General features: G+C 58.6%; 28 protein-coding genes. 6 read left to right on the top strand and 22 right to left on the bottom strand.

Annotation, left to right across the window (positions count from 1 at the left end; genetic code table 11):
- Positions 1 to 17: 17 nt before the first annotated feature.
- Together CWM61_RS02095 and CWM61_RS02090 are read right to left on the bottom strand one after the other, a co-directional pair.
- The gene (locus tag CWM61_RS02095) at positions 18 to 1,214 is read right to left on the bottom strand and encodes an MFS transporter (RefSeq protein ID WP_100630603.1); all 1,197 of its coding nucleotides are present in this window, start codon (positions 1,212 to 1,214) and stop codon (positions 18 to 20) included.
- Positions 1,215 to 1,377: 163 nt separating this feature from the next.
- Positions 1,378 to 2,409, bottom strand: a complete 1,032-nt coding sequence (locus CWM61_RS02090) for an alpha/beta hydrolase (protein ID WP_407028634.1) — start codon at positions 2,407 to 2,409, stop codon at positions 1,378 to 1,380.
- Positions 2,410 to 2,681: 272 nt separating this feature from the next.
- Here CWM61_RS02090 and CWM61_RS02085 point away from each other — a divergent pair, with 272 nt between their 5' ends.
- Complete coding sequence (locus CWM61_RS02085) at positions 2,682 to 3,608, top strand: LysR family transcriptional regulator (protein WP_100630602.1); 927 nt, start codon at positions 2,682 to 2,684, stop codon at positions 3,606 to 3,608.
- 245 nt (positions 3,609 to 3,853) lie between these two features.
- On the opposite strand, the gene CWM61_RS02080 is transcribed toward CWM61_RS02085, so the two are convergent.
- From CWM61_RS02080 to CWM61_RS02025, 12 genes are all read right to left on the bottom strand, one after another.
- A complete protein-coding gene (locus CWM61_RS02080; RefSeq protein ID WP_040152537.1) occupies positions 3,854 to 4,342 on the bottom strand; it encodes a DinB family protein in 489 nt (162 codons plus the stop codon).
- A 117-nt stretch (positions 4,343 to 4,459) separates the two neighbouring features.
- Positions 4,460 to 4,963: an anti-virulence regulator CigR family protein gene (locus tag CWM61_RS02075; protein WP_100630601.1), complete on the bottom strand. Its 504-nt coding sequence runs from the start codon at positions 4,961 to 4,963 to the stop codon at positions 4,460 to 4,462.
- A 377-nt stretch (positions 4,964 to 5,340) separates the two neighbouring features.
- A complete protein-coding gene (locus CWM61_RS02070) occupies positions 5,341 to 6,312 on the bottom strand; it encodes an ABC transporter ATP-binding protein (protein WP_100630600.1) in 972 nt (323 codons plus the stop codon).
- Complete coding sequence (locus CWM61_RS02065; RefSeq protein ID WP_100630599.1) at positions 6,309 to 7,289, bottom strand: ABC transporter ATP-binding protein; 981 nt, start codon at positions 7,287 to 7,289, stop codon at positions 6,309 to 6,311. The genes CWM61_RS02070 and CWM61_RS02065 overlap by 4 nt, the downstream gene beginning before the upstream one ends.
- Positions 7,286 to 8,236, bottom strand: a complete 951-nt coding sequence (gene opp4C / locus CWM61_RS02060; protein WP_100630598.1) for an oligopeptide ABC transporter permease — start codon at positions 8,234 to 8,236, stop codon at positions 7,286 to 7,288. The genes CWM61_RS02065 and opp4C overlap by 4 nt, the downstream gene beginning before the upstream one ends.
- Entirely contained in the window at positions 8,233 to 9,192 is a 960-nt protein-coding gene (locus CWM61_RS02055; RefSeq protein ID WP_008804589.1) for an ABC transporter permease, read from the bottom strand. The genes opp4C and CWM61_RS02055 overlap by 4 nt, the downstream gene beginning before the upstream one ends.
- 44 nt (positions 9,193 to 9,236) lie before the next feature.
- Positions 9,237 to 10,940, bottom strand: coding sequence for an ABC transporter substrate-binding protein (locus tag CWM61_RS02050; protein WP_100630597.1), 1,704 nt, complete (start codon positions 10,938 to 10,940; stop codon positions 9,237 to 9,239).
- Between the two features lie 148 nt (positions 10,941 to 11,088).
- Positions 11,089 to 12,132, bottom strand: coding sequence for a methionine ABC transporter ATP-binding protein (locus CWM61_RS02045; RefSeq protein ID WP_032733145.1), 1,044 nt, complete (start codon positions 12,130 to 12,132; stop codon positions 11,089 to 11,091).
- Positions 12,133 to 12,184: 52 nt separating this feature from the next.
- Positions 12,185 to 12,961 carry a MetQ/NlpA family ABC transporter substrate-binding protein gene (locus tag CWM61_RS02040; RefSeq protein ID WP_074385651.1) on the bottom strand — a complete coding sequence of 259 codons (777 nt, stop codon included), beginning with the start codon at positions 12,959 to 12,961 and terminating at the stop codon, positions 12,185 to 12,187.
- A 31-nt stretch (positions 12,962 to 12,992) separates the two neighbouring features.
- Positions 12,993 to 13,667, bottom strand: coding sequence for a methionine ABC transporter permease (locus CWM61_RS02035; RefSeq protein WP_008804593.1), 675 nt, complete (start codon positions 13,665 to 13,667; stop codon positions 12,993 to 12,995).
- A gap of 1 nt (position 13,668) precedes the next feature.
- Positions 13,669 to 14,895: an SfnB family sulfur acquisition oxidoreductase gene (locus CWM61_RS02030; RefSeq protein ID WP_100630596.1), complete on the bottom strand. Its 1,227-nt coding sequence runs from the start codon at positions 14,893 to 14,895 to the stop codon at positions 13,669 to 13,671.
- Between the two features lie 303 nt (positions 14,896 to 15,198).
- Positions 15,199 to 15,582 (bottom strand): VOC family protein, encoded by a 384-nt coding sequence (locus CWM61_RS02025; RefSeq protein WP_074385652.1) that lies wholly within the window; start codon positions 15,580 to 15,582, stop codon positions 15,199 to 15,201.
- Positions 15,583 to 15,672: 90 nt separating this feature from the next.
- Between CWM61_RS02025 and CWM61_RS02020 the strand changes: the two genes are divergently transcribed.
- Positions 15,673 to 16,443: a DeoR/GlpR family DNA-binding transcription regulator gene (locus CWM61_RS02020; RefSeq protein ID WP_100630595.1), complete on the top strand. Its 771-nt coding sequence runs from the start codon at positions 15,673 to 15,675 to the stop codon at positions 16,441 to 16,443.
- A 4-nt stretch (positions 16,444 to 16,447) separates the two neighbouring features.
- Here CWM61_RS02020 and CWM61_RS02015 read toward each other — a convergent pair whose 3' ends face one another.
- Positions 16,448 to 17,077, bottom strand: coding sequence for a LysE family translocator (locus CWM61_RS02015; protein ID WP_023322746.1), 630 nt, complete (start codon positions 17,075 to 17,077; stop codon positions 16,448 to 16,450).
- A gap of 249 nt (positions 17,078 to 17,326) precedes the next feature.
- On the opposite strand from CWM61_RS02015, the gene CWM61_RS02010 reads away from it, so the two are divergent.
- Positions 17,327 to 17,962 carry a carbonic anhydrase gene (locus tag CWM61_RS02010; protein WP_008804599.1) on the top strand — a complete coding sequence of 212 codons (636 nt, stop codon included), beginning with the start codon at positions 17,327 to 17,329 and terminating at the stop codon, positions 17,960 to 17,962.
- Positions 17,963 to 17,998: 36 nt separating this feature from the next.
- Here the strand turns inward: CWM61_RS02010 and CWM61_RS02005 are convergent, their stop codons facing one another.
- The 4 genes from CWM61_RS02005 to CWM61_RS01990 all read right to left on the bottom strand — a co-directional run bounded on the left by CWM61_RS02005 (position 17,999) and on the right by CWM61_RS01990 (position 20,658).
- Positions 17,999 to 19,015, bottom strand: a complete 1,017-nt coding sequence (locus CWM61_RS02005) for a zinc-dependent alcohol dehydrogenase family protein (protein WP_206052719.1) — start codon at positions 19,013 to 19,015, stop codon at positions 17,999 to 18,001.
- Between the two features lie 152 nt (positions 19,016 to 19,167).
- Complete coding sequence (locus CWM61_RS02000; protein WP_004202908.1) at positions 19,168 to 19,377, bottom strand: YdgH/BhsA/McbA-like domain containing protein; 210 nt, start codon at positions 19,375 to 19,377, stop codon at positions 19,168 to 19,170.
- An 84-nt stretch (positions 19,378 to 19,461) separates the two neighbouring features.
- Positions 19,462 to 20,178 carry a hypothetical protein gene (locus CWM61_RS01995; RefSeq protein WP_100630594.1) on the bottom strand — a complete coding sequence of 239 codons (717 nt, stop codon included), beginning with the start codon at positions 20,176 to 20,178 and terminating at the stop codon, positions 19,462 to 19,464.
- A gap of 45 nt (positions 20,179 to 20,223) precedes the next feature.
- Positions 20,224 to 20,658, bottom strand: a complete 435-nt coding sequence (locus CWM61_RS01990; RefSeq protein ID WP_074385653.1) for a winged helix-turn-helix domain-containing protein — start codon at positions 20,656 to 20,658, stop codon at positions 20,224 to 20,226.
- A gap of 401 nt (positions 20,659 to 21,059) precedes the next feature.
- Here CWM61_RS01990 and CWM61_RS28970 point away from each other — a divergent pair, with 401 nt between their 5' ends.
- Complete coding sequence (locus CWM61_RS28970; protein ID WP_165454478.1) at positions 21,060 to 21,209, top strand: hypothetical protein; 150 nt, start codon at positions 21,060 to 21,062, stop codon at positions 21,207 to 21,209.
- A gap of 71 nt (positions 21,210 to 21,280) precedes the next feature.
- On the opposite strand, the gene CWM61_RS01985 is transcribed toward CWM61_RS28970, so the two are convergent.
- Entirely contained in the window at positions 21,281 to 22,117 is an 837-nt protein-coding gene (locus CWM61_RS01985; protein ID WP_100630593.1) for an MBL fold metallo-hydrolase, read from the bottom strand.
- Positions 22,118 to 22,124: 7 nt separating this feature from the next.
- Positions 22,125 to 22,640: a DUF4286 family protein gene (locus CWM61_RS01980; protein WP_100630592.1), complete on the bottom strand. Its 516-nt coding sequence runs from the start codon at positions 22,638 to 22,640 to the stop codon at positions 22,125 to 22,127.
- Positions 22,641 to 22,796: 156 nt separating this feature from the next.
- On the opposite strand from CWM61_RS01980, the gene CWM61_RS01975 reads away from it, so the two are divergent.
- Complete coding sequence (locus CWM61_RS01975) at positions 22,797 to 23,681, top strand: LysR substrate-binding domain-containing protein (protein ID WP_100630591.1); 885 nt, start codon at positions 22,797 to 22,799, stop codon at positions 23,679 to 23,681.
- Here the strand turns inward: CWM61_RS01975 and CWM61_RS01970 are convergent.
- Positions 23,678 to 24,604, bottom strand: coding sequence for an AraC family transcriptional regulator (locus CWM61_RS01970; RefSeq protein WP_100630590.1), 927 nt, complete (start codon positions 24,602 to 24,604; stop codon positions 23,678 to 23,680). The genes CWM61_RS01975 and CWM61_RS01970 overlap by 4 nt on opposite strands.
- 98 nt (positions 24,605 to 24,702) lie before the next feature.
- Between CWM61_RS01970 and CWM61_RS01965 the strand changes: the two genes are divergently transcribed.
- Positions 24,703 to 25,461, top strand: coding sequence for an SDR family oxidoreductase (locus CWM61_RS01965; RefSeq protein WP_100630589.1), 759 nt, complete (start codon positions 24,703 to 24,705; stop codon positions 25,459 to 25,461).
- Positions 25,462 to 25,567 lie beyond the last annotated feature (106 nt).

Raw genomic sequence — 25,567 nt, 5'->3', positions numbered from 1 at the left:
ACTATCAACAGCATGACTCAGCCAGCAGAGCATCGCGCCGTCTGGATCGCCATCAGCGCGGCCACGACCAGCATCCCGGCGCTCAGGCAAAAGGTGCTCTCATAGCCCAGATGATCAAATAAAATACCGCCGACCGTTGAGCCAATGGCAATGGAAAACTGCACTGTCGCGACCATCAGTCCCCCGCCTGATTCGGTATCCGCTTTGGTGGCATGGGCGACCCAACTCCACCAACCCACCGGCGCTGCCGTGGAGAGTACGCCCCACAGGGCCAGCAGAATCGATACCGCGACAATGTTTGTCGCCAGCGGGATCAGCAGCAACGCAATCAGGGCCATCAGTAGCGGAATAATCATTAACGTTTTATAGAGCTGGTTTTTAATCACCAGCCCAATAGCCGTGGTTCCCGCCAGTCCGGAAATACCGATTGCTAATAATATTAGCGAGATGGTCCTGGCATCGACCTGAGCGATCAGTTCGAGGTACGGCCGAATATAGGTGAATAAGGTAAACTGCCCCATGAAAAAAATACCGGCCGCGCCCATGCCGATCGCCACGGAACGATCGCCCAGCAGTCTTCCCAGACCTGAACCGCTGGCGGCCTGATGCGATCCCGCTTTCATTGAGGGAAGGCTTATCCACTGCCAGATAAAGGTCACCACCGCGATGGGCACCAGGCTCAGAAAGGCACCGCGCCAGCTGGTGACTGACGCCAGATAGCTGCCAAGCGGTGCAGCCACGACGGTGGCAAGCGCATTGCCGCCATTAAAAACGGCCAGAGCGCGCGGAACCTGACTAATATGGACCAGCCTGACCGCCGTGGCGACAGACATTGACCAGAAGCCGCCAATGACCACCCCAATCAGTGCGCGCCCCAGCATGTAGATACTAAAATTCGGCGCCATTGCCACGATTAAAGCAGAAATCCCCATCAACGCGGTCAGCAGTAACAGCAGATATTTGCGGTTCATTTTTCCAGCCAGCTTGCGAATAAGCAGGCTGGTTAAGACCGCAAATATTCCCGAGATCGTCATTCCCTGACCCGCGGTGCCTTCGGTGATCCCCAAATCCAGAGCGATGGGGGAGAGCAGACTCACCGGCATAAATTCTGAAGCGATTAGCGTAAATACGCAGAGTGTGATAGCAAATACTCCCGTCCAGTTGGAGGAAGGGCGTTTTTCATCAGCATAAGCTGAATGATTTCTGAGATTCATAATGGGGTTTATTACACCTTAACGTTTACGACAGGCGTCGCTACCTTCTTTATCGGCAGCGAATTCAATACGGGTTGGATTATAAAAACCAAAATTAGGCATATTGACTCCTGTGCGCCGGGTTAGTCCCGGCGCAGAGATTAAAATGGAGGTCAATTTAAAATTATTTCATGCTGGCTTTAAAGAAGCGGTCCAGTTTATCAAACGGAATTTTCCCGCTTTGATTGTCATATAAGTCCACGTGGTTCGCACCCGGAACAATGACCAGCTCTTTGGGTTGAGCCGCTTCCTGGTAGGCGGTTTCCGCAAAGTAACGCGAATGCGCTTTCTCACCGGTAATAATCAGCACTGGCCGTGGCGAGATTTCCTTAATATGATCCAGCTGCGCGAAATTCATAAACGGCATCGGGGTTGTCACTGACCATGCTCCGGCGGAGTTAACCGACCGCGGGTTATACCCACGCTGGGTGCGATAATAATCGAAGAACTCACGAGTAATGGGATCGGCATCTGCTTTCAGCGTTGCTGGCAGGATAGTTTTATCCCGGACTACGTTACCCGCTTTATCAAAGCTGACATTGTGGCTCTCATAAGCAGGCACGCCATTCTCGGCGTCTTTCCAGCGCTGCAGGCTCATGTTTTCCAGTACTTTGCTACGCTGTTCCGGGGTATAGCTATCCTGGAAGCCTTTACCCCACAGGCGCGACATATCATACATCACCGAGGTGGCGACGGCCTTGATACGTTTATCCATGGCTGCCGCGCTGAGGTTCAGCCCGCCGTAGCCGCAGACGCCCAGCAGGCCAATGCGATGCCGATCAACGATATCCAGCAGACCCAGATAGTCGACGGCTGCCATGATATCTTCCGTGTTGATATCGGGAGAGGCGATATTACGCGGCTCGCCGCTGCTCTCGCCGGTATAGGAAGGGTCAAAAGCCAGGGTGACAAAACCACGCTGGGCCATTTCCTGAGCATAGAGACCGGATGACTGCTCCTTAACGGCACCGAATGCCCCACTGACCGCCAGGGCAGGAAGCTTACCGGCCGGGCGCTTTTTCGGCACATAGACGTCGGCGACAAGGGTAATGCCGTAGCGGTTTTTAAACGTGACTTTTTGATGGTCGACGGCGCGGCTCAGCGGGAAGGTTTTATCCCAGGTCTGAATGAGCTTAACATCTGCGTCGCCTTTCATGGGCAGCGTCAGGTCTGCAAAGGCGGCATTTGAGCCAAACAGCATCGCCATCCCAAGGATCAATCCCGTATGTCGCGTTCGATGAGAAAAAGCAGCCATAAATACTCCTGAAGGGTGTGAAGTGCAGACCAGGATGTCCCGCTCTGTGTGAGTGTTGAAGGCGCTTATAGTAGAGAACTAAAGCTGTTCTGATTAGCGGGTAAAACCGCACTTCATTAATGCATCCATGTTATAAATAAAACCATTGAGACCGACCAGACACAGGAGCCAGGGTGGATATTTTTCGTCGTGAGGATCTACACCATCTCTATCTTTTTTATCATGTGGCGAAAGAGGGGGGATTTACCCGCGCCGCGGCCAGACTGGGCCTCGCCCAGTCGAGCATCAGCCGCAGCATTACCATGCTGGAGAAAAGTATTAATCTGCAGTTACTGGTAAGAAGTACCCGCAAGGTCGCGCTCACCCCGGCCGGGGAAAAACTGTTGCGTTCGCTCGATCAGGGTTTCGGTCAGCTGGAGAATGGCTGGATACTACTGAATCAGCTCAGGGAGAAACCTGCCGGAACCGTGCGCATTAACGGTAGCAGGCAGGCTATCGAACAACTGTTGCTACCGCGATTGCAGTCGTTACGCGATGCTTACCCGGATATTGCACTGGAACTCATTGAAAATAATACCTTTGTGGACATTGTGAAGGAGCGATACGATGCCGGGGTCCGCTATGGCAGTATGGTCAACGAGGATATGGTCTCCGTGCGTATTGGCGCCGATGTGCCGATGCGGGTTGTCGGTAGCCCCGATTTCCTCCGCCAGCATGGGACCCCCACGCATCCCCGCGAACTCGAAAAGTATCCCTGCATTGGCTATCGCATGTCGGATGGTTCACCGTGGGGATGGGAGCTGCATGATGGCGATCGGTTGTACCGACATAATCCCGCCGGAGGGTGGGTATTCAGCGATGCCGGCACCGTCATTAAAGCCGCGACGCTGGGCGTGGGGCTGGCCTATGAAGCGGCGGATCTGATGCAGGACGAACTGGCAAGCGGTCGGCTGATACCGGTTCTGGAGAATTACAGTCATACCTTCCCGGGGTTTCATATCTATTATCCGCACCGCAATGTGTCCAGTGCGCTGCGAGTGATTATCGACATCCTGAGGGACTATCCCGGGGCGGACAGCCGCGCTAACGGACCCGGCTGATCCCTCGCTGGCCATTTTCTATCAGGCTCATGGTTACGTTGACGGGCTCATTCCTCTGGGGAGACTGGACGAGCCTGACGCATTACCTCTGCAGCCTTTATCATACCCGGCACGATTCGAATTAGCCGCGGAAGCATCCTCCGGGAGTGATTAGCAAGACGTCATGGCGACGGGCAGGACTGCGTCATTCGCCATGAAGCCGTTCCCCTACGCCACTTGCGCAGAGGGACATCACATGACGAGACTCAGGAATGATGGTCGCGTAGGAAAACCGTCAGCACCTCTTTCGGCGGCACGCCGCCGCATTCGCCAATCATCCAGCCCACCGCCCCGCGGTGATAGGCGCCGTGAAAGAGCATGTGGTTCAGCATCTCCATCGCGGTCATATTGCCGTCACCGCCGTCGACAAATTTGAAGGCGATACGTTCGTGGAAATCAGCGGGGGTCATGGCGCTGACATACTGAATGTATTCGTCCGTACAGGCGGTCATGGCCGTTTCCAGCTCATCAACGGTTGGCGTCTCGGGGGTATTCAGCGCGGTGTAACCGTGCGGCCTGCCGCGCAGGTTCGCCCGGAAAATCATGTCAACGACATGGATATGGTTCATCAGCCTGATGGTCAGGTGACGTTTCTCGCCATATACCGTACCGTCAATCGCGCGGATCGCCTGTAAGGTGGCAAGGTCAATCCAGCGCTTATATTTCAACAGCGTCACTACTGTGTCTTTGTCCATAGTCTGTCCCGGGTTGGTTGAACCGTTATCATACTGGTTATGCCGGTGAGTCGTCACGCTCCAGCGCCAGGCACAAAAAAGCCTCGCCGGGGCGAGGCTTTTCAATAAGCAGGTGATTTAGTCAAACACACCGTTAATCACGGCGGTGACGATGGCGGTGCTCAGGGCGACCAGCACCAGGTCATCGCCGACCGCGCGCCATTCATAGCCAGGATAATAGGGCAGGTCGTTAATCATGGAAGCCGGCAGGGTCTTTTTCGCGATCCCCGGAGGCAGCGGTTTGCCGCGGGCGACGTTTTTGGCGATACCCGGCGGCAGTGCCTGATAGCCGACCAGACCGTAGTTCACGGCAAGGGAGCGCGCTCGTGAAAAGCTGATATCGCTGTCGACATGGTCGGGTTTACCGTAGTTTTTACGGTTGCCATGATCGTCAGTGGACTGACCTTTATTCTGGCCTTTATTACCATGGTCGCCATTATTGCCGTCATTGCCATGGTTACCACTATTCCCGTGATTACCACCGCCGTTGCCGTTACCCGGGTTGGCATAGACTGGCGCGGCCAGCACGGCAAGAGAGATAACCGCCGCCAGTGCTGTTTTGAGAGTGCGACGCTTAAGCATGATGCTGTTTCCTGAATGGGGAGTACACGCTTAAAAAATAAGAGAAAGCTATGCCCCTGGCAATCTCATCATTTCTTATTTTTTGCCGGTTTTTAATCACCGGCGGGAAAGATAAAGGGAAAGGGATAGCGGGACGCGGACAAGCAATTCCATTGCTGCGTTTTGACAGACGGGCGACCGCGCCCCGCTAAATGTGTTGCCGACAGGATCGCTCCCGGGCGTAGAGAAAAAAATGCCCGAAGCCATCGGGCAAAAATGAACAAAAATATTACGCTTCATTCATAACGCGTCTCACAAGACGGGGCGGATAGTAAATCCTGGCGCTGCCGCGCACAATCGGACGGTTGTTTAGAAATAAATAACCCCATCGACTGTGCTCAGGACGCGACCCAATGGCAGGCGACCCGATGACCCGGGGCCACCTCGCGCAGCGCCGGAGCCTCTCTCCGGCAATGTTCGCTGACCTGCGGGCAGCGGGATGAAAAGCGGCAGCCGGCGGGCGGATTGGCCGGATCCGGGATCTCGCCTTGCACCAGCGCCTGCGGTTCGCTGTGCGGATCGAGGGTTGGCACCGCGGCCAGCAGGGCACGGGTATAGGGGTGGAGGGGGCGGCTGAACAGCGCATCGCGGCTGGCGCTTTCCACCAGCTGTCCCAGATACATTACCGCCACATCGTCACATAAATGCTCCACCACCCCGAGGTCGTGGGAGATAAACAAGAACGTGACACCGCGGTCGTCGCGCAGGTCGGAAAACAAATTGATGATCTGCGCCTGAATCGACACATCAAGGGCCGAGATGGGCTCATCGGCGACGATAAAATCCGGGTTGAGGATCAGCGCCCGGGCAATACCGATCCGCTGTCGCTGGCCGCCGGAGAACTGATGCGGAAAGCGGGCATAGTGCTCCGGCGCCAGGCCGCAGATCTTCATCACGGCTATCACCCGGTCATACAGCTCATCGCGGGTGCACAGCTTGTGCTGCAGCATGGCTTCGCCAATCGCGTCGCCAATACGCAACCGCGGGTTCAGCGAGCTGTAGGGGTCCTGAAACACCAGCTGCATTCTGGGCCGGATGGCGCGCAGGGCAGGCGCGGTCAGGTCGGCCAGCTCCTGACCGTGAAATTTTACGCTGCCGGCACTCTTCTCATACAGGCCAAGCAGCGTCCGGCCGACGGTGGTTTTACCACTGCCGGACTCGCCCACCAGGCCAAAAATGGTGCCCGGACGGATGTTAAAGCTGACGCCGTCCACCGCGCGAAGCTCGCCGGTCTGCTGGCCAAACAGGCCGTCGCGCAGCGGAAAATATTTTTTCAATCCATCCACTTCAATAACATAGCGTTCGCTCATGCTGTCGCCTCCGCAAACTCGCTGTAAAAGCAGGCGGCCCGCTGGCGCTCACCGAGCAGCGGCGGAATCGCCTCCCGGCAGCGCGCCGTCGCCCGCTCGCAGCGCCCGGCAAAGGCGCAACCCGCCGGCAGAGCGGCCAGATCCGGCACCTGGCCGGGAATAGAGTACAGCCGCCGACGCCGCTCACCCGGCACCGGGCGGGAGGCGATCAGCCCACGCGTGTAAGGATGTTGCGGATGCCGTAGCACCTCTGCGGTGGCACCTTGTTCCACGATCCGTCCGGCATACATCACCACTACCTGCTCGGCCATCTGCGCGATCACTCCCAGATCGTGGGTAATCAGCATCATCGCCATCTGGCTGGCCCGCGCCCGGTCACGCAGCAGGCGCAGGATTTGCGCCTGCACGGTGACGTCCAGCGCGGTGGTCGGTTCGTCGGCAATCAGCAGTTTGGGCTGACAGCTCAGCGCCATGGCGATCATCACCCGCTGCAGCATGCCGCCGGAAAGCTGGTGAGGATAGCGGGTCATCAGGCTGTCGCCGCGCGCCAGGCCGACCTCGCTTAACAGCTGGATGGCCTGCTGCCAGGCGGCTTTCGGCGTGGCGCCGAGGTGGCGGATCAGCGGTTCGCACAGCTGTTCACCGATGGTCAACACCGGGTTCAGGGCCGACATCGGTTCCTGAAAGATCATGGCCAGCTGGTGGCCGCGCAGGTCGGCCATCTGTCTGGCTTTCAGCCGCAGCAGATCGCGGTCCGCGAAGCGGATCTCGCCGCCATCGATGCGCGCCGCCTGCAGTGGCAGGAGACCCATCAGCGCCATGGCGGTGACGCTTTTGCCGCAGCCGGATTCGCCCACCACGCCAACGGTTTGCCCGGCCTGAATGGTGAAAGAGACCTCCTGCACCGCGCGCACGCGAGTGCGTTCGCCGGCGAAAGAGACGGAGAGATGATGAAAGGCGACTAACGGCGTGGTCATTTCAGCCTCGGTTTCATATTGGGATCCATGGCATCGCGCAGGCCATCGCCCAGCACGTTGATGGCGATCACGGTGATAAAGATGGCGATGCCCGGCGGCATCCATAGCCAGGGGCGGCGCTGGAAATCGATCAGGCTATTGGCAGCATCCATCATATTGCCCCACGACGGCGTCGGCGGTACCACGCCGAGGCCGAGATAGCTCAGCGCGGATTCACTGAGAATGGCGTTGGCGACGGCCATGGTCGCCATCACCACCAGAATCGGAATGGTATTCGGCAGCAGGTGGCCAAACAGCCGGCGACGCGCCGACAGGCCCAGCACCTGGGTGGCCAGCATAAAATCGCGTTCGCGCAGGGAGAGACATTGTCCGCGCACCAGCCGCGCCAGTCGGGGCCACTCCAGCAGGCTGAGCATCACCACCACCATATAAATGCGCGAGTCCGGCGAAAAATCGAGCTCAGAAAGCATCGCCCCGGCGACGATCAACAGCGGTAACCCGGGGATAGTCATCACCAGGTCGGCCACCCGCATGATCAGTTTGTCGGTTAACCCGCCGACATAACCCGAGAGGGCGCCGAGCAGGTAGCCGAGGCACACCGACATCACCATGGTCAGCAGGCCGATAATCAGCGAGATGCGCCCGGCCAGCAGCAGGCGGGTGTAGACATCGCGACCGAGGAAATCGGTCCCCAGCCAGTGTTCCGCCCCGGGCGGTTGGTTGATGCTCAGGGCGTCGGTGGCATCATCTCTCCATGGCGACCAGACGGGCCCCAGCACGCACCACACCGCCATTACCGCCAGCAGGATCAGGCAGAACATGGCCAGCCGGTTACGGCGCAGCTGTCGCCACCCCTGTCGCCAGGGAGAGGGGGTCATGTGCGCCAGCGCCGGGATAGCCGCCTGCCGTTGGCGGCGACGGGAAGCAAAGTAAGACAGGATCATCATGACCTCACCCGAATACGCGGATCGGCCCAGGCGTACAGCACGTCGGCGAGCAAATTACCAACGATCGTCAGCACCGCCAGAAACAGGGTAAATCCCATCAGCACCGGATAGTCGCGGGCGGCCAGCGAGTCGATATGGATGTGGCCTGCCCCCGGCCAGTTGAACACCTTCTCGGTAATGATCGCCCCGGAGAACAACCCCGGCAGCTCGAAGCCCAGCAGGGTGATAATCGGCAGCAGGGCGTTGCGCAGGGCATGTTTGAGGATCACCGTGCGCTCCTGCAATCCCTTGGCGCGGGCGGTACGGATAAAATCCATTTTCACCACGTCGAGCATACTGGCGCGCACATAGCGCGTCAGGCTGCCCGCCTGCAGCATCACCAGCGCCAGCACTGGCAGCGCCAGGTGGGCGGCCACTTGCAGCACATACTGCCAGCCGCTCTCGTCGCTGCCGGTATTGGTCATCCCGCCTACCGGTAGCCAGTGGAGATCGACGGCAAACCATTTAATCAGCAGCAGGCAGAGGAAAAAGGTGGGGAACGACATGGCGGCAAACACCGCGACGCTCACCAGATGATCAAACCAGGAGCCGGGTCGCAGGGCAGAAACCACGCCGACCGCCAGGCCAATGCCCCAGTAAAAGACCAGCGCGACGCTGGCCAGCAGAAAAGAGTTCCAGATGTACTGGTTGAGCAACTGGCTGACCGGGATCTGATACTGCAGTGAAAAGCCTAAATCACCGCGCAGCAGCTGTCCCAGCCAGTGGAGGTAGCGGGTGAACAGCGGCTGGTCGAGGCCGTAGATCGCCTTCAGCTCCGCGGCGCGGGCGGCGGTCAGGGTGATATTGCCATCGATAAAGTCGCCGGGGGTTTTGGCAAACAGCATAAAAATAATGAAGGAGGCCAGCAGCAGCATCGGCAGCGTTTGCAGCAAGCGCCTCAGGATGAAATTTTTCATGACGGTCTCACATCAGCCGCCGGTTAACCCGGCGGCCAGGGGATTTACTTGACGATTTTTACATCCGGCAGGCTGCCGGTCAGGCCGTTGTAGATATCCGGCTTAAAGCCGCTGACGCGGGCGCTGCTGGCGGAAAGGATGTCGCGATAGCCGAGCAGGATCACCGGCGGATCGTCGGCCAGCACTTTATACAGCTGGTGGTAGATCGGCTTGCGTTGTTCAATGTCGAGCACCGCGTTGCCGGCGTTAATCAGCTTATCGACTTCCGCGTTATGGTAGCCGGACTCTTTAGCTTCGCTGCTGTAGAAATCCCATACCCCGTCGTGCGGGTCGTTGAGGGTGCTGGTGCTAAAGGAGGCCAGATCGTAATTTCCGGCTTTGCGCTGCGCCATCAGGGCGTTGAAATCCACCACCTGCGGCTTCAGCAGCACGCCAATCTGCCGCCAGTTCTCCTTGGCGATGGGGATCAAAGCGTCGTTGATCACCTTCTTGCTCACCAGCAGGGTCAGCTCCAGGCGCTCGCCGTCTTTGGCGCGGATACCGTCGGCGCCAGGTTTCCAGCCGGCCTCATCCAGCAGCTTTTTGGCCTGTGCCGGATCGTAAGGGTAAGGGTTGACGCCTTCAGCGTTAAAGGCCCAGGAGATCGGGGCGATCGGCTCGATGGCGACTTTGCCGTACCCCTGATAGACCACGTCGATCAGCTTCTGCCGATCCAGGCCGTAAATCAGCGCCTGGCGCACGCGCTTATCCTGGAGCGCCGGGCGATGCACGTTGAACTCCACCTGGCTGTAGTCGCTGGAGCCGTAAAGATTAATGTTGGCGAAGCCGAGCATTTTCAGCTGCTCAATATCGTCGGGGCGTGAGGTAAAGGCGTCATAGTCGGTCTCTCCGGTCTGGAACAGCTGGAAGTTGGTCGACGGATTGGTCACGCGGTAGATAAAGCGCGGTGTTGGCGGCGTTCCGCGGTAAAAATGGCTATTGGCATGGAAGCGTATTTCCTGACCGGGAATGTATTTGTCGTACACGTAAGGGCCGTTGCCCAGCGGCTTGCCGTGCAGTGAACGCAGATAGTCGAGATTTCCCCGCTGATATCCTTTGCCGTACCAGGCTTTCGACAGCACCGGCCCGCCAATTTTGGCCAGCGTGGTGGCGCCTGGCTGGGTGGTGGTCACCTGCAGGGTGAGTGGGTCGATGACTTTCAGGCCGCTGACGCTGTCAGCTTTGCCGGCTTTGTAGTCCGCGCCGCCGGCGATATTGGCCAGGGTGATGTCGGTATCGCCATCATATTTGGGGTCGAGCAGGACCTTCAGGGTAAAGGCGACATCTTCCGCCGTCAGCGGTGAACCGTCGCTGAAGGTCAGGCCAGGGCGCAATTTGATGGTGTAGACTTTGTTATCCGGGCTGACCGTCCAGCTCTCCGCCAGTCCCGGGACCAGCTTACCCTGACTGTCCCAGTCGATCAGGCGTGAAAAAATCACGTTAGTCACGTTCTCATCCCAGCCGTTGACGAAAAAGTAGGGGTTAAAGATCCCCTGCGGCTCGGAGATCCCGGCCACCACCGTGTCTTTCCGCAGTTTGGCGCTGGCCGGGATCTGGCTGGCGTCGGTGGCCGGGGTGATACCTTCTTTCAGGATCCCTTCCGCATGGGCAACAGAAGAAAATGCTACCACGCCGCCGAGCAGGGCCACTTTTAGCGCCAGGGCGAAGCGGGTTTTTCGGGTTTTTAATCCTTGTTGTAATCTGGACAAAAGTGCTACCTCATCAAATAATTGCGTGGTTATTTACAATTCATGACGAAAGATAAGAGGCGCACTTCGCCCTGTCTAACACTGAAACGCTATGATTTATAACTAATTATCCTTAGCAAAGGATCGGGAATATAATCCCATTCGATGGCTAAGAAGCAGTGGTTTCCGCTGTCTGATGATGGTGGGTCAGAATGCTGTCTGCGACCCAGCCATCCTGCGCCAACGCGCTGGCGGCCAGCGGCCCGCTCAGCCGGACCTGCAGCTGGCCGATCACCCGGCCCTGAATGCGCTCGCAGTTGCTGTACAGCAGTCGGGCGTCGCCTCCCAGCAGGCTGGCGATATGCTGCAGATTGGGTTCACGACCGCTGCTGCCGTCAAAACGTAAGGTCACGATCTGCTCGCCGTCGCGCAGCGCTGGCCCGGCCTCCGGGCGATCGGGGTGCTGCAGGCCGAGCATGGCGCGCGTCACCGGGTGCTGCGGGTTGCCAAACACGCGCCAGACATCGCCCTGTTCGACAATGCGCCCGCCCTCGAGCACGCTGACCCGATCGCAGAGGGTGCGAATGACCTCCATTTCGTGGGTGATCAGCACGATAGTCAGGCCCAGGCGCTGGTTAATCTCCTTGAGCAGGGTTAGCACCGACAGGGTGTTTTCCGGATCCAGCGCCGAGGTTGCCTCATCGCACAGCAGAATTTCCGGCTGAGTGACCAGCGCCCGGGCGATGCCGGTCCGTTGTTTCTGGCCGCCGGAGAGGCGGGCCGGGTAGCTGTCGCGCAGCGCGCTGAGGCCCACCAGCTCAAGCATCTCGCTGACCCGACGCTGGCGTTCGCCGGCCGGGACGCCAGCCATCTTCAGCGGCAAGGCGATGTTCTGCGCCACGGTTTTGGTGGCCATCAGGTTAAAGTGCTGAAAAATCATCGCCACCCGTCGACGCAGGTCGCGCAGCTGGCGCGTGGAGTAGCGCACGGTTGACTCGCCGTGGATGAACATCTCGCCGCTGTCGGCATTTTCCAGGCGATTAAACAGGCGCAGCAGGGTGGATTTTCCGGCTCCGCTGCGGCCGATGATGCCGAAAATTTCGCCCTGACGGATGGTCAGGTCAATGTCCTGTAGCGCCTGCACGCCGTTAGGATAGGCTTTGCTGATACCAGCAAACTCAATATGGGTCGGTGGGGCAGGGATATGCGTCACGATGATGCGCTCCGTTAGCCCGGGCAGCGGCTGACGCCGCTGCCCGCGGTGATTAGAATCCAGGTAAAATTTTGCCCTGATAACGCGTCAGAATGAACTGACGAACCGCGTCCGAATGCAGCGCTTGCGCCAGCTTCTGAATGCCCGGGTCCTGAATGTTGTCCGGGCGCGCCACCAGATATTCGACGTACAGATCGCTGCCTTTTTCCACCAGCAACGCTTTATCGGTGTCGATACCAGCCTCCAGCGCATAGTTGGCAAAGATAAAGGCCAGGTCGACCTGCTTCACCGCGCGCGCCAGCATGGCGCCCTCCAGTTCGCGGATCTTAAAGTGATGCGGGTTGCTGGTAATGTCCTTCGTTGCCGATTGCGGATTGTGCGGATCCTTGAGGGTAATCAGCCCGGCGTTGCTTAACATCACCAGCGCGCGGCCGGTGTTCACCGGATCGTTAGGGATGGCGATCGTGGCGCCGTCAGGCACCGCGGCGAGGGTCTTGTATTTGCTGGAGTAGGCGCCGAAGGGCTCGATATGCACTCCCACCACCGGTACAAGGTTGGTGTGGCGGGTCTGGTTGTAGTTATCGAGGAACGGCCGGTACTGGTAGTAGTTGGCGTCGAGGTGTTTCTCCGCCAGCTGCTGGTTAGGCTGAATAAAATCGTTAAACACTTTGACCTGTAAATCGACGCCCTCCTTCGCCAGCACCGGCTTCACAAATTCAAGGATTTCCGCATGCGGCACCGGCGTGGCGCCGACGATCAGCGTCTCGTTAGCCAGCGCTGCGGTGGAGAAGAGGGCCAGCAGTCCGGCGGCAATAATGGATTTTTTCATGATAAGGGTTTCCTGAGCAGAGAAGGGTAAGTTATTTGCGGCTGACGTAGCGCACCAGGCGGTCGCCGCTCATTTGCAGAAGCTGTACCAGCGCGATCAGCATCAGGACGGTGACCACCATCACGTCAGTCTGAAAGCGCTGATAACCAAAACGAATGGCCAGATCGCCCAGCCCGCCGCCGCCGATCACCCCTGCCATCGAGGTGTAGTCGACCAGCAAAATGGCCGTCACGGTCACGGCGGCGATCAGCCCGGCCCGCGACTCCGGCAGCAGCGTGTGCCAGATAAGCTGCCAGGTGCTGCCGCCCATCGACCAGCTGGCCTCCACCAGGCCGTGCTCCACTTCGCGCAGGGCGGTTTCCACCAGCCGGGCGAAGAACGGGGCGCAGCCGGCGACCAGTGGCGGAATGGTTCCTTCCACCCCCAGCGAGGTGCCGGTCAGCAACGTGGTCACCGGGATCATCACGATGAGTAAAATGATGAACGGCAGGGATCGCAGCACGTTGACGCACAATGACAGCAGGCGGTAAAGGCGCGGGGCGTACAGCAAACGCGGCTCGCCGGTGAGATAGAGCACGATCCCCAGCGGAAGCCCCAGCAGTACTGTCCATCCCAGCGACCAGGCCAGCATGGTAAGGGTATCGAGGGCGGCCTGGGCCACATCGTTCCAGTCGATTTCCGCGAAAAACGCCAGCAGACTCGTCATATCAGTTCCAGTCATGTCGTTGCGGGCGAATGCCGTTCAGCACCCAGTTGCCAAGCAGCTGATACTTCCAGCGAACCGGGTCGTGCAGGGTGTGCACCCGGGCATTGCGCCAGTGGCGGTCGAGGTTGAGCGACTCACCGGTGGCGCGAGTCCCCCCCAGCTCGAACAGGCGGCTGGCGGCCTCCAGCGCCACTTCGGTGGTCCAGATTTTGGCGCGGGCGACAGCCAGCGACGCCTCGGCGACATGCTCTTCGCTGAGGTCATTTTTATAGCGGTCGAGCACCCGTCCCGCCCGCTCCAGCAGCGCGTCGGCTGCGGCAAGGCGGCTGTCCAGTTGACCGATATGGTAGATAGTCAGCGGATCGTCGCTCGCCCGCGCCACACCGGCGTCGATCCACGGCCGGGCGCTGTGGCGCACGAACGCCACGGTATCGTCCAGCGCCGCACGGGCGATACCGGCGTCTATCGCCGCGGTGGTCAGCTGGGCGAAGGGGCCGGCGAGGGTCGGGCTGGCGTAAGACTTCCAGGTTGGAAAAAGGTGGAAAGGATTAACCGGCAGATTGTCGGCCAGCACGGTACCGCTGGCGGTGGTGCGCTGACCGAGGCACGCCCAGTCATTGACCACCGTCAGTCCCGGGCTGTCGTGCGGCACGAAAGCGAGCTGGGCGCGTTCGTCGGCGTCCAGCGCCAGAATGCCAATCCAGTGGGCGTACAGCGAGCCGGTGCAGTAGCCTTTACGGCCATTGATCCGCAGGTCCCCGGCGCCTTCCTCGATACGGGTACGAATATCGAGCACCGTTTTCCCTCCGGTTTCCGACAGGGCATTGGCGAAGCGATAGCCCTGCAATACCTGGGCGAAAAAAAACGCCTGCTGCTCGTCGCTGCCCTGCAGACGAATGTCCTCCAGCAGGCAGTAGTGATTCTGGGGGATCTGGCCTAACGACGGATCGGCCGCGGAGAGAATGGCGATAACCTGCGCCAGAGTCGCGGCCGAAACCTCGGCGCCGCCAAAGCGGCGTGGCACCGTGATGCCCCACAGTCCGCTGTTGGAATAGGTGTTGACGATCTCCGCCGGAACGATACCCGTGCGGTCGCGCTCGGCGGCGCCGGGTTTAAGCACGGCGGCGATCTCATGGGCGATGGCAAGGGCTTCCGCATCGCTGGCAATAATATGCGCCTGCGGCGTGGACTGGGTGTAAGGCAGAGCGGGTGAACTGGCTGACATCATCTTCTCTCTTATTCAGTAGATAGCTTATGCATAAATTAGATAAATAAATAATTCATAATGCCTGGGGGTTATATGCATGAATAAGCAAAACCTGTGCCAGCGAGAGAGGAAGGCGCGATGGCGGTATTTAGCGGGTTGCAGAGGTCTGCTGGTGGTGCGGACTGCTGCAAATGCAGCGTACTTTTGCGCCGGCTGTTGCAAAGGCAACAGGAGGGGGAACGACCGCCGGGCGTGAAGGAAGGAACAAGGCGGTCAGTTCAGAGCGGACGTCAGCGGTGCGTCGTCGCAAGGGCGGTCTGCCGATCAGGCGACGATTTCAATCAGGTTGCCATCGGGATCGGCGATCACTGCCTCATAATAGCCGTCGCCGGTGGTGCGCGGCGGCGAAACCAGTATCCCCGCAGCCTCGGCGCGTTGGGCGAGGGCATCGACCTGTTCCGCCCCGCCCACCGAGAGGGCCAGATGTACCCAGCCGGTATGGTTGTTATCCGCGCTGGCCGGCTGCAGGCCAGGCTTGGTCATCAGCTCGATCACTACCTCATCGTCAATGGTGACAAAATAGGAGGCAAAGCCGGGGTTGGTCTGGCTTAGGTATTTTTCATTGATGCTGGCGGCAAAGAACTCGACCCAGAAGCGGGCCTGGACGTCGAGCTGTTGGGTCCACAGGGCGAAATGGGCAATTTTCATGGTAAACCTCCGGGCAGGAACATTGACAATCAAAGCAGCGCAGACGATCATGCTTGCTGTTGCTCGTTTTTGATAATTTAAGGAGTTATCGTGCTCGATTATGCTGCTTTTCCCCAACAGCGACAAGCGTTGATTTGCCAGATCCTGCAGGAAAACGGCAGAGTGGTGTGCGCGGAGCTGGCGGCGCGGCTTCAGGTGTCGGAGCACACCATCCGCCGCGATCTGCATGAGCTCAGTCGTGAGGGGTTCTGTAAAAAGGTGTATGGCGGGGCGGTGCTGAGCCTGCCGGAGGCCGGGGACTACAGTGAACGGAAAGATAAAAATCGAGCAATAAAGCTCAGGATCGCGCAACAGTGTGCCAGGCTGGTGAAGCCCGGCGGTACCCTTTTCATTGATACCGGGACCACCAATCTGGCGATGGCCGAGGCGCTACCCGCCGAGCTGGCGCTGACGGTGGTAACGAACTCACCGGAGATCGCCGCGGTACTGGTGAAAAAACCGTTGTATGACGTGGTGATCCTCGGGGGGCAGGTGCAGCGGGCGAGCGGCGGCTGCGTCGGCGCCGCGGCGGTGGCTCAGGTGCAGGGCATGTTATTCGACCAGGGGTTTATCGGCGGCTGCGCGATGGCGCCAGAGTCGGGCCTGACCGGTTTTGACTATGCCGACTGCGAGTTCAAGAAAGCGGTGATTAAGCAGTGCAGCGAAATAATCATCGGCCTGACCTCGGATAAAATTCCGGCGGTGGCGCGGTTTGTGGTCGCCGCGAGCAGCGATATCGATGTGCTGGTGGTAGAAGAGAATATCAGTCGCGAATATCGCGTTGCCTTTCAGCAGCACGATATTCGCATCCATACCGTGTAGCCCGTTAGCGGGTGAGGGAGGTGGCGATAAGCCGCAGGCCCAGCGCCCCCAGCACCGTCGCGGTGGCGATGTCGATCCGCCGCTTCAGCCGCAGGTAGACGCGCCGCGGGCGATCGGCAGATAGCACCAGCGCCACCAGCGAATACCAGCTGACGTCAATCAGAAAGCTCATCAGCGGCACGATGTAGTAAAAGGCGGTGGGGATCTGCGCTGGCAGCAGGGCGGTAAAAATTGAGGCGAACACCAGCGCGGTTTTGGGATTGCTCAGCTGGGTATACAGCCCATCGCGGAAGGTCTTCAGCAGCGAATGGTTGCCAGCCATGCCGCTGGCGGAAAAGTCCATCGGCTGCGCCGACCCGCGGAAAATTTTATAACCAAGCCACAGCAGATAGATCCCGCCCGCCACCTTCAGCCCAATAAACAGCTCCGGCACCGCGGTGAGCACCTTCTGCAGGCCCAGCATTGCCATAATGGAAAAAATGGCGGCGCCGGCGCCAGTACCGAGGGCTGTCACCAGACCGTGCACGCGCGAGCGAGCGACGGCATTGCGCGCGACAAAGATAAAGCTTGGGCCGGGACTGATCACGCCCATGATCAGCACCGCGGCAATGGCCATCAGGCTGGATAAGAACATAGCGACTCCTGTGATGTCCGCCGCCGGCAGGCGGTCGGTACCGTGTGGACGGTTGAGCTAAACAGAGTAGCAAACTGGTTCAGGAAAGCACGTCAAAAAGGTGTGGACAAGGCAGGGCGGAGCGGGCGTTGGCGGCGCGCGTTTTCTGCGCAACTGTTTGAATAACGATTCCCATTCTTGTCATCAATGGTAAACTGAATAACTGTGATCTTTGTCATACCGTAATAACTACAGAGAAGAGACACTGCTATGCAACATATCATTGAGGGCTTCCTCAACTTCCAGAAAGAGATCTTCCCCCAGCGTAAAGAGCTCTTCCGTAGCCTGGCCTCCAGCCAGAATCCCAAAGCGCTTTTCATCTCCTGTTCAGACAGCCGTCTGGTGCCTGAACTGGTAACCCAGCAGGAGCCGGGACAGCTCTTTGTCATTCGTAACGCCGGGAATATCGTGCCGTCTTTCGGGCCGGAGCCAGGTGGCGTTTCTGCTACCATCGAATATGCCGTCGTTGCGCTGGGCGTGACGGATATCGTGATCTGCGGCCACTCCAACTGCGGCGCGATGAAAGCGATCGCCACCTGCCAGTGCCTTGAGCCGATGCCGGCGGTGTCCCACTGGCTGCGCTATGCTGATGCCGCGAAAGCGGTGGTGGAAAAGAAAACCTGGGCCAGCGAAACCGATAAGGTCAACGGCATGGTGCAGGAAAACGTCATCGCTCAGTTGAACAACATCAAAACCCATCCGTCGGTGGCGGTCGGTCTGCGCGACCATACCCTGCGCCTGCACGGCTGGTTCTACGACATTGAAAGCGGCGACATTCAGGCGCTGGATAAAAACACGAAATCCTTTGTTTCCCTGTCGGAAAATCCGGACGTCTTTTTCGAATAAAGCCGTTCCCAGGGCACGGAGGCCCTGTTCATCTCCTCACCACTCCACGCAAATTTTGCCGAAATGGGCGCCGCTTTGCAGATAGCGGAAGGCATCCGGTAAGGCTGTAAAATCAAACACTTTATCGATAACCGGCCGCGACGCCTGCAGGTTCAGGGCGTTGACGTAGTCCTGTTGTTGCCGTCTATTACCTACCACCAGCCCCTGCAGTCGGGCCTGTTTACTCATCAGCAGATGGGTGGGGACATGCCCCTCGAAGCCGGTCAGGACGCCGATCAGGGCGATGTGTCCGCCAACACTGACCGCCTCGAACGACTGCCCCAGGGTGCCCGGCCCCCCCAGCTCCAGAATGAGATCGGCCCCGCGATGGCCGGTGATATCCTGCACCGCGGCGCCCCATTCCGGGGTGGTTCGGTAATTGATGAGATGATCGGCCCCCAGCGTGCGAGCACGAGCGAGCTTTTCATTTGACGACGAGGTGACGATCACCTGCGCGCCCATACTTTTCGCCAGCTGCAGGGCGGTTATCGACACGCCGCCGGTGCCGAGCGTCAGTACCGTATCGCCTGCTTTTAACCGTCCTTCGACAACCAGCGCGCGCCAGGCGGTAAGACCGGAAGTGGTTATGGTTGCCGCTTCCCTGAAACTCCACCCCTCAGGTGCATGGGTAAAATGGCTGGCCGGCCTGACGACATACTGGCAGGCGAACCCCTCCGCGCCATCGCCCGGGGTCTGACTGAAGTCGCTCACCTGTGGACCGGGGCGGCCATCCAGCCACTGCGGGAAAAAGCCCGCGACCACCCGGTCACCCGGCTGAAATTCGTTCACCCCGGCGCCAACCGCTTCCACCACGCCGGCGCCATCCGCCATCAGGATCCGCCGATCGGCGGTGGGAATAACGCCCGTTGCGACCAGCAAATCATGGTAGTTCAGCGAGGTGGCGTGCAGCGCCACCCGGATCTCGCCTGCGGCGGGCGCGCCGGGGTCAGCAAGATCGACAAGCTGCAGGTTCTCAAGCGAACCGGGTTTTTTGACTGTCCAGGCTTTCATCATCAGGCTCTCTTTTCTGGAGGATACAGTCAGTATTGGTCGGGAACGGGGAGAGCGCCACAGCCTGTCTGTCGGGACATCACTGAAAGGGAAAAGGGGAAAAAATAAAGCGCCGTTAAAAACGGCGCTTTATTTATTGCTAACGGCTAAAAGGATTATTTGCTCAGCTCAGCCGTCATATGGACACGATTGTTAAACTGGGCGCTGGTGATTTTATAGGATGCACCCTGTTCCGCGGCCTGGGCGGCGATTTTTGCTTCAGCACGGTCCAGTGTGGAAGCGGTAGCGCTGACGCTCTGGGCGAAGCTGACAGAAGAGAACAGAGACAGTGCAGCAACAGCAACGAAAGTTTTGATGGATTTCATGGTCGTATTCCTTAATCTGGTGTCTGATAAAGGGCTTGTTGCCCTGATGTGATAAAGAATACGCTTGACTCTTGCAGGTTAAAATCAAAACAATTTGCGAATCTTGTTCAAATAATATGAATGATTTTCCGCTGCGTGCAACGCGGCCTGTTGCTGCCGGGCAAGTCTTGCCCCTGGCGTATAACTGGCAAGGTCGGATGAGAGCGGGTTAAATGTTGGCCCGGTGGTCATAAAATGGTGAAAATGGGTATGGCTGACCAGATGAAAATTCACCTTAATCCGTTCCAGTCCGTTATAGACTCGCTTGCGATTGATCCCCAGCGTGGTCGCCAGTTGATTCACCGACTGTCCCTTCATGGTGGCGGCGATCATGCGCATTTCCAGGCGGTTGAGGGGGGCTCGTTGACGGGAAGAGGTACTCTGACGCTGATGACGCGGCACCAGAGGCCAGCGACGATCGGCCAGCCTGCGCAAAAGGCGGCCAACCTCCAGAACGCTTTCCCGCTGGCTAACCCACAGGAGGGTATCCGCGAAAAAGGCGCGTCCGCGCCTCACGTTGCCGGCCGAGGTAAAGCCGATCACCAGACTCTGATAACGCAGGGCTAATTCAGCGGCGGCCTGATAATCGTGAAAGTTTTCCAGCGATAAAATAATCACATCCAGCCCAGCCGGATCGGGAAAATGGCTAAGTGGCAGCGAATGAATAATGTTCAGCCCGGGCAGGGTCTCCTGAATATCTCTGAAACACTGGGCGAGGCCGATATTAAAAAAAACATTATTGCTGTGAATTAAAATATTCAACGGATAAACCCTGTTACAAGCGATGTAAACGGCGCGGAGAGGGGATTAGCTGCGTACCAGGAGTTTATTCATATCAGCAGGCGAGGTATTAATGTAATTCATCATGCCCGGTGGTTTGAATGAGTAAATTTCGGCTACGACCGCATTGTTAATATAATACCCGGCGCACTTGACCCGAATAATTAATGCGCTTTCAACGCCAGCCTGGCTAAGACGAGCTTTTAACGTCTGAATAACCTGCCATAATCGCTGCGCAGACGGGCGAAGGTTATTTTTTTCCCAGACGTTAATCATCAACTCTTCATCGCTGACCACCCGTTCTCTGCCATGCGCCAACAGATATTCCAGTAAACAGGCCATGGTACTGCGTAGCTGAACTTGCGTTCGCGTCCCTCGCAGCGCGATAATTTCCCGATGATGCAGGCAGTAGAAAATATTATCTGCTAACTTATAGCCAAGCAGTTTATAGCCCTTAGTCATCTACCACTCCCTGACAAATCCAGTTATTGCCGGTGCAGAGTACCTGCCTGCTGCTGACTGACCAAGTGAATTTTATCTGTTAGAATAATCAAAACAAATAACCATATTCGTATACATAACTAGAATAAAAATCTGAAAAATGATTATTTCTCTGCAGGATTGTATGGTATAGGAAAAGTCTTAAACAAACGTCAGGCACTGGTAAGCGGTTGAATATATAGGTGTCAGGAAAAACTAAATACATTTATATTGATCTAGATCAATTTTGCTCATTTCAGGAGGCTTTCACCATTTACATAGTAAAACAAAGATTGAAATAACTTCCGTTACGCGATGATAAGCTGATTCTGAACTTATGGAACTACCCAGGGAATTGTTCATTACTTTTCAGGAGCGTTTTTATGGTCATTGCAACTCGTAAGCCTCTGTGTACCAAACGCTGGTCGGCCAGCCCGGCCTCCCAGGATCTTCAGTTGACTCAGCTACGCCACCCGTGGGTCGCCACCAAAGCCAGCTGCAAAAGCAAAAAAGCCTGGAAAAGCCGCAGTTAGCGGCCTGCCCAACCCCCTGACATAAAGCCCTGCTTGTTCCTGCGGACAAGCAGGGCTTACCTCTGCGACTTTTACACCGACTGCAACAGATAACCAGAAGGGTTCTCCACTACCCTGGCAAAGCCGGGCAGACCAAGATGCATGCCGGCGATCAGCCATTGTTCGCTGGCGGCCTGGCGCAGCAGGCTTTCCCGGGTTCGCCGGGCCTGTTCAGGATCGACGTCGAAGGCGACCGACACCGATGGCCGGGTGGTCTGAATGGTCGGGAAATGGACAATATCCCCCCAGATGAGCAGCGAGGTATCGCCCGCCGCGAGACGATACCCGGTATGGCCGGGCGTATGGCCGGGCAGAGGGCTCGGGTGGATCCCGGCGATCGTCTCCTCACCATCAACTTCGCGAATTTGCGCTGCGCAGATCGCCAGTACGCGGCGGACGAGCAGCACGTTGCGTCGACCGCGATCGCTGGCGTTGTCGAGCGTGGATGCCGCCAGCCAGTAAGCGCGTTCCCGCGAAGGCAGGAACACCGTGGCGTTGGGATACGCCGGGGCGTCGGTTGCCGTCAGCAACCCGCCGATGTGGTCCGGGTGCGCGTGGGTGAGGAGGATGGTGTCAATCTCCTCAGGGCGTACGCCGAGCAGCGCCAGATTGGCGATAAGCGCACCGCCGACGCCATTGACTCCACCGGTGCCGGTATCCACCAGTACGGTGTGCCCGCGTCCGCGGATAAGATAGGCGCCAATCGCAATGACCTCCGGTGAGGCTAACCCGGCGTTCCGCTGCAGGTGCTCCGCCTCCTCAGGCGTGATACCTGAGAGTAAGGACAGTGGCGCCGACATCTGACCATCACTGACGGCGGTCACCGTCAGGTCGCCTGCGGTCAACGTATAAAAGGGGACTGGTGTCATGGTGACCTCACGCGCGTTGCGCCGGGTTACGTAACCGGGCGGTGATGGGCTGATAGATAAAGACGGCGGCAGCCGTGGCCAGGTGATGCAGGTCGTTATGCGGGACGATGGCGGCATACCGGGTTTGTTGTGTCGCCAGGCCGCCAGGCAGCAGGACGATTGCCGGAGAGATGGGTAGCGTCTGAGGCGTATCGCTCAGCAGTAGCACCTCATCAGACCGGACCTCCCGCACGCCGCTATCTGCAACATAGAGGTGGCGGTGCCAGTCGGTGATCGCCGATTGCCAGCGGGCAAAATGGCCGCCACCGTTGCGGCGGTAGGCGTCGCTGTCGATGACGGTAGCATCGCGGATATCGTGCAGCGCCAGGTAGCGGGGGCAGCCCTCGCTGAGGGCGCGGAAGCGCTGAGAGGCATAAAAACCGGGCACAGAGACCAGCGCCGGCAGTTTTTCCTGATTGTAAAAGGTATTCCACGCCGCTTCGCTTTGGGGATCGGTGTAGGCGCATTCGACGACATAGAGCATAGTGACCTCGAGGGACAGATGATTGAGCGCGCAAAGCGCTTTAGTGAGTTTTCATCATTCTATCGGCTAAAAATGGCGCTGAAAAACGATGTTAATTCAATAGTCAGTGATATTCTGTCACTAACTATCGCTGAGTCCGTTCAAGGAGCATTGGCTATGCGTCGTAAAATCCCCAGCAGCGCTGCGCTACTGGCTTTTGAGGCCGCTGCCCGTCACGGCAACTTTGCCCGCGCGGCGGCGGAGCTCGCGTTAACGGAAGGGGCCATCAGCCGGCAGATTGCCCGTCTGGAAGCGCTCCTCGACAGTAAACTCTTCGACAGGACGGGGAGCCGGGTGCGGCTCAATCCGGCAGGCGCCCGCTATGCCCGCCAGGTTCGCGAGATCCTTGCCCGTCTGGAGCGGGACACCCACGACGTCAGCGGGATGCCCTCCGATGGACATAGCCTGGAGATCGCCGTGCTTCCCACCTTTGCCAGCCGCTGGTTAATCCCCCGGCTTGGACGCTTTGCAGCGCAGCATCCGCATATTGTGGTCAATATTGCCGCCCGCAGCGAGCCTTTCATCCTGCCGGGCAGCGGTTTTGATGCGGCCATCCATTTTGATCACCCGGCGTGGACTGGCATGGATGTGACGTTTTTGTTCGAGGAGTATCTGCTGCCGGTCTGTCATGCGGCGCTGCTGACCAATGACGATCTCCCCGGGCAACTGAACCGATTACCGCGCATTCACCGGCGGCAAAACCCTGACGCCTGGCTGCATTATGCCCGAGAGTGCGGGCTGGCGCTGGATAATCCGGCGCAGGGGCCGCGCTACGATCTGCATGAGATGGCCATCGCCGCAGTACTGAGCCAGCAGGGGGTGGCGCTGGTGCCGAAGATGTATGTGGAAAGCGAGCTGCGCGCCGGGACGCTGGTCGCCCCGTGGCCGGGCTCTCCGACGCTGGCCAAGCGCTTCTGTCTGATCAAACCCGGTGGCGGGGAGGGGGAGCCGGCGCTGCAGGTGTTTGAGCGCTGGCTGCAGACGGAGATTGCAGCCGGTTAAGTCAGGGCGGGCCCGGAGACATTTAGCGTCGCCCGCTGGCGGGCATATTTCCCCGGCGATATCCCGGTATAGCGGGTAAAGGCTACGCTGAACGCGCTGGCCGAGCCATAGCCTATGCGCTCGGCGATATCCGCAATGCTGATGCCCGTCTCGCCCAGCCACTGCATGGCCAGGGTCATTCGCCAGCCTAACAGATAGCCCATCGGGGTCATCCCGGTCAGGTCGGTAAAGCGTTCAAATAACGTCGAGCGAGACAGCGCGCAGTCGGCGGCCAGGGCGTTGACCGTCCAGCGTCTGGCGGGGGCCTGATGCAGCAGGCGGATTGCCTGGGCGACCCGCGGGTCGCCCAGCCCGCGCATCAGACCGGGAGTCGCGAGCGTGCCGGAGGAACGGATAGCCTCGATAAAAAGCAGCTCAACCATCCGCGCCAGAACGAAAGATTTGCCCGCGCGATCCGCCTGCGCTTCCTCTTTCAGCAGCCCGACAAAGGTGGCCAGCCGCGGTTGATTGCGGACCACCACAAAGGCTGGCAACAGCGAGGCCAGCAGGCTGGCGTTCGTCGAACAGGAAGCGCAGTGGCCAATCAGCGCCTGCATCTGCGCAGGCTTGTCGAGGGCTCCCAGCCGAAAGTGTCCCTCCGCCAGTTGCACCGGGATGGTCTCCAGCGTCGGTGAAGGGAGCGGGGTCAGGCTGGTTAGCGCGAAGCGGTACGCCGCCGGGATCAGAATAAAATCCCCGGCGCGCAGGATCTGCGGCTCATGCTGGCCAATTTCCAGCCGACAGCCTCCTTCCAGCACGACGCCATAAAATGACAACCCCTGGTCCGAGCGTATCACTCGCCAGTCTCCCGCCCCCTCAACGGTTTTGGTCAGCACCGCTCTGAGGTTTAGCATGGCAATGACCTCCGCCAGCGGATCGCTCATTTCCGGACTCCTGCTAAAGAATGATGGATTATTGACCCTATATCGTCCGGCATGGTCTGTCTATGATCAAAAGGAAGAAGCCATTCGGAGACAGAGATATGCAAACCATAATGATCACCGGCTGTTCATCGGGTTTTGGCCTGGAGACGGCGCGTTATTTTCTCGAGCAAGGCTGGAAGGTTATCGCCACGATGCGCGCTCCGCAGGAAGGTGTGTTACCCGCCAGCGACCGCCTGCGGCTGGTACGTCTTGACGTCACTTCGGCGCAGAGTATCGCAGAGGCCATTGCCGAAGCCGGAGAGATTGATGTGCTGGTTAACAACGCCGGGGTGGGGATGCTTAATGCCCTGGAGGGCGCGTCACGCGAGGCGATAGCAGACCTGTTTGCCACCAATACCCTGGGAACGATTGCCATGACCCAGGCGGTGATCCCCCGGTTCAGAGCGCGCCGAAGCGGGACGATCGTTAATATTACCTCGGCGGTCACCCTGCAACCGATGCCCCTGCTGGCGGTCTACACCGCGAGTAAGGCGGCGGTGAATGCCTTCACGGAGTCGCTGGCGCTGGAGCTTCGGCCCTTCAGTATCCGTGTCGGGCTGATCCTGCCGGGACGCGCTCCCCAGACCCGCTTCGGGGAAAACGCTCGTCGAACGATGGGCCAGCTCCCGGAGAGCTATACGGCGCTCGGCCAGCAGATCTTCGACAGCATGCAGGATAACGCCAGCGTGACGCAGGCGACCGATGTCGCTCAGGCCGTCTGGCGAATGGTGCACGATCCTGATGCCCCTTCGCGGCTGCCGGCAGGGGAAGATGCCCTGGCGATGGCGATGGCGCAGGCCAGTCTTCGCCGCGGATAAATGGGATTAGATTTGTCGCTTGCTGGGGCTGATGACGGTCAGGCTGAGGCGTAAAAGGAGTGCACTGTTTCAGTCAAAAAAAGCAGGGTAATCATCAAATGGAATT

This window comes from Klebsiella sp. K-Nf6, from assembly GCF_002806655.1.
In the GTDB taxonomy this organism is placed as follows: Bacteria; Pseudomonadota; Gammaproteobacteria; order Enterobacterales; family Enterobacteriaceae; genus Klebsiella; species Klebsiella variicola.
The sequence above is the reverse complement of the archived record's forward strand: the minus strand, read 5'-3'. Positions and strand labels throughout refer to the sequence as shown.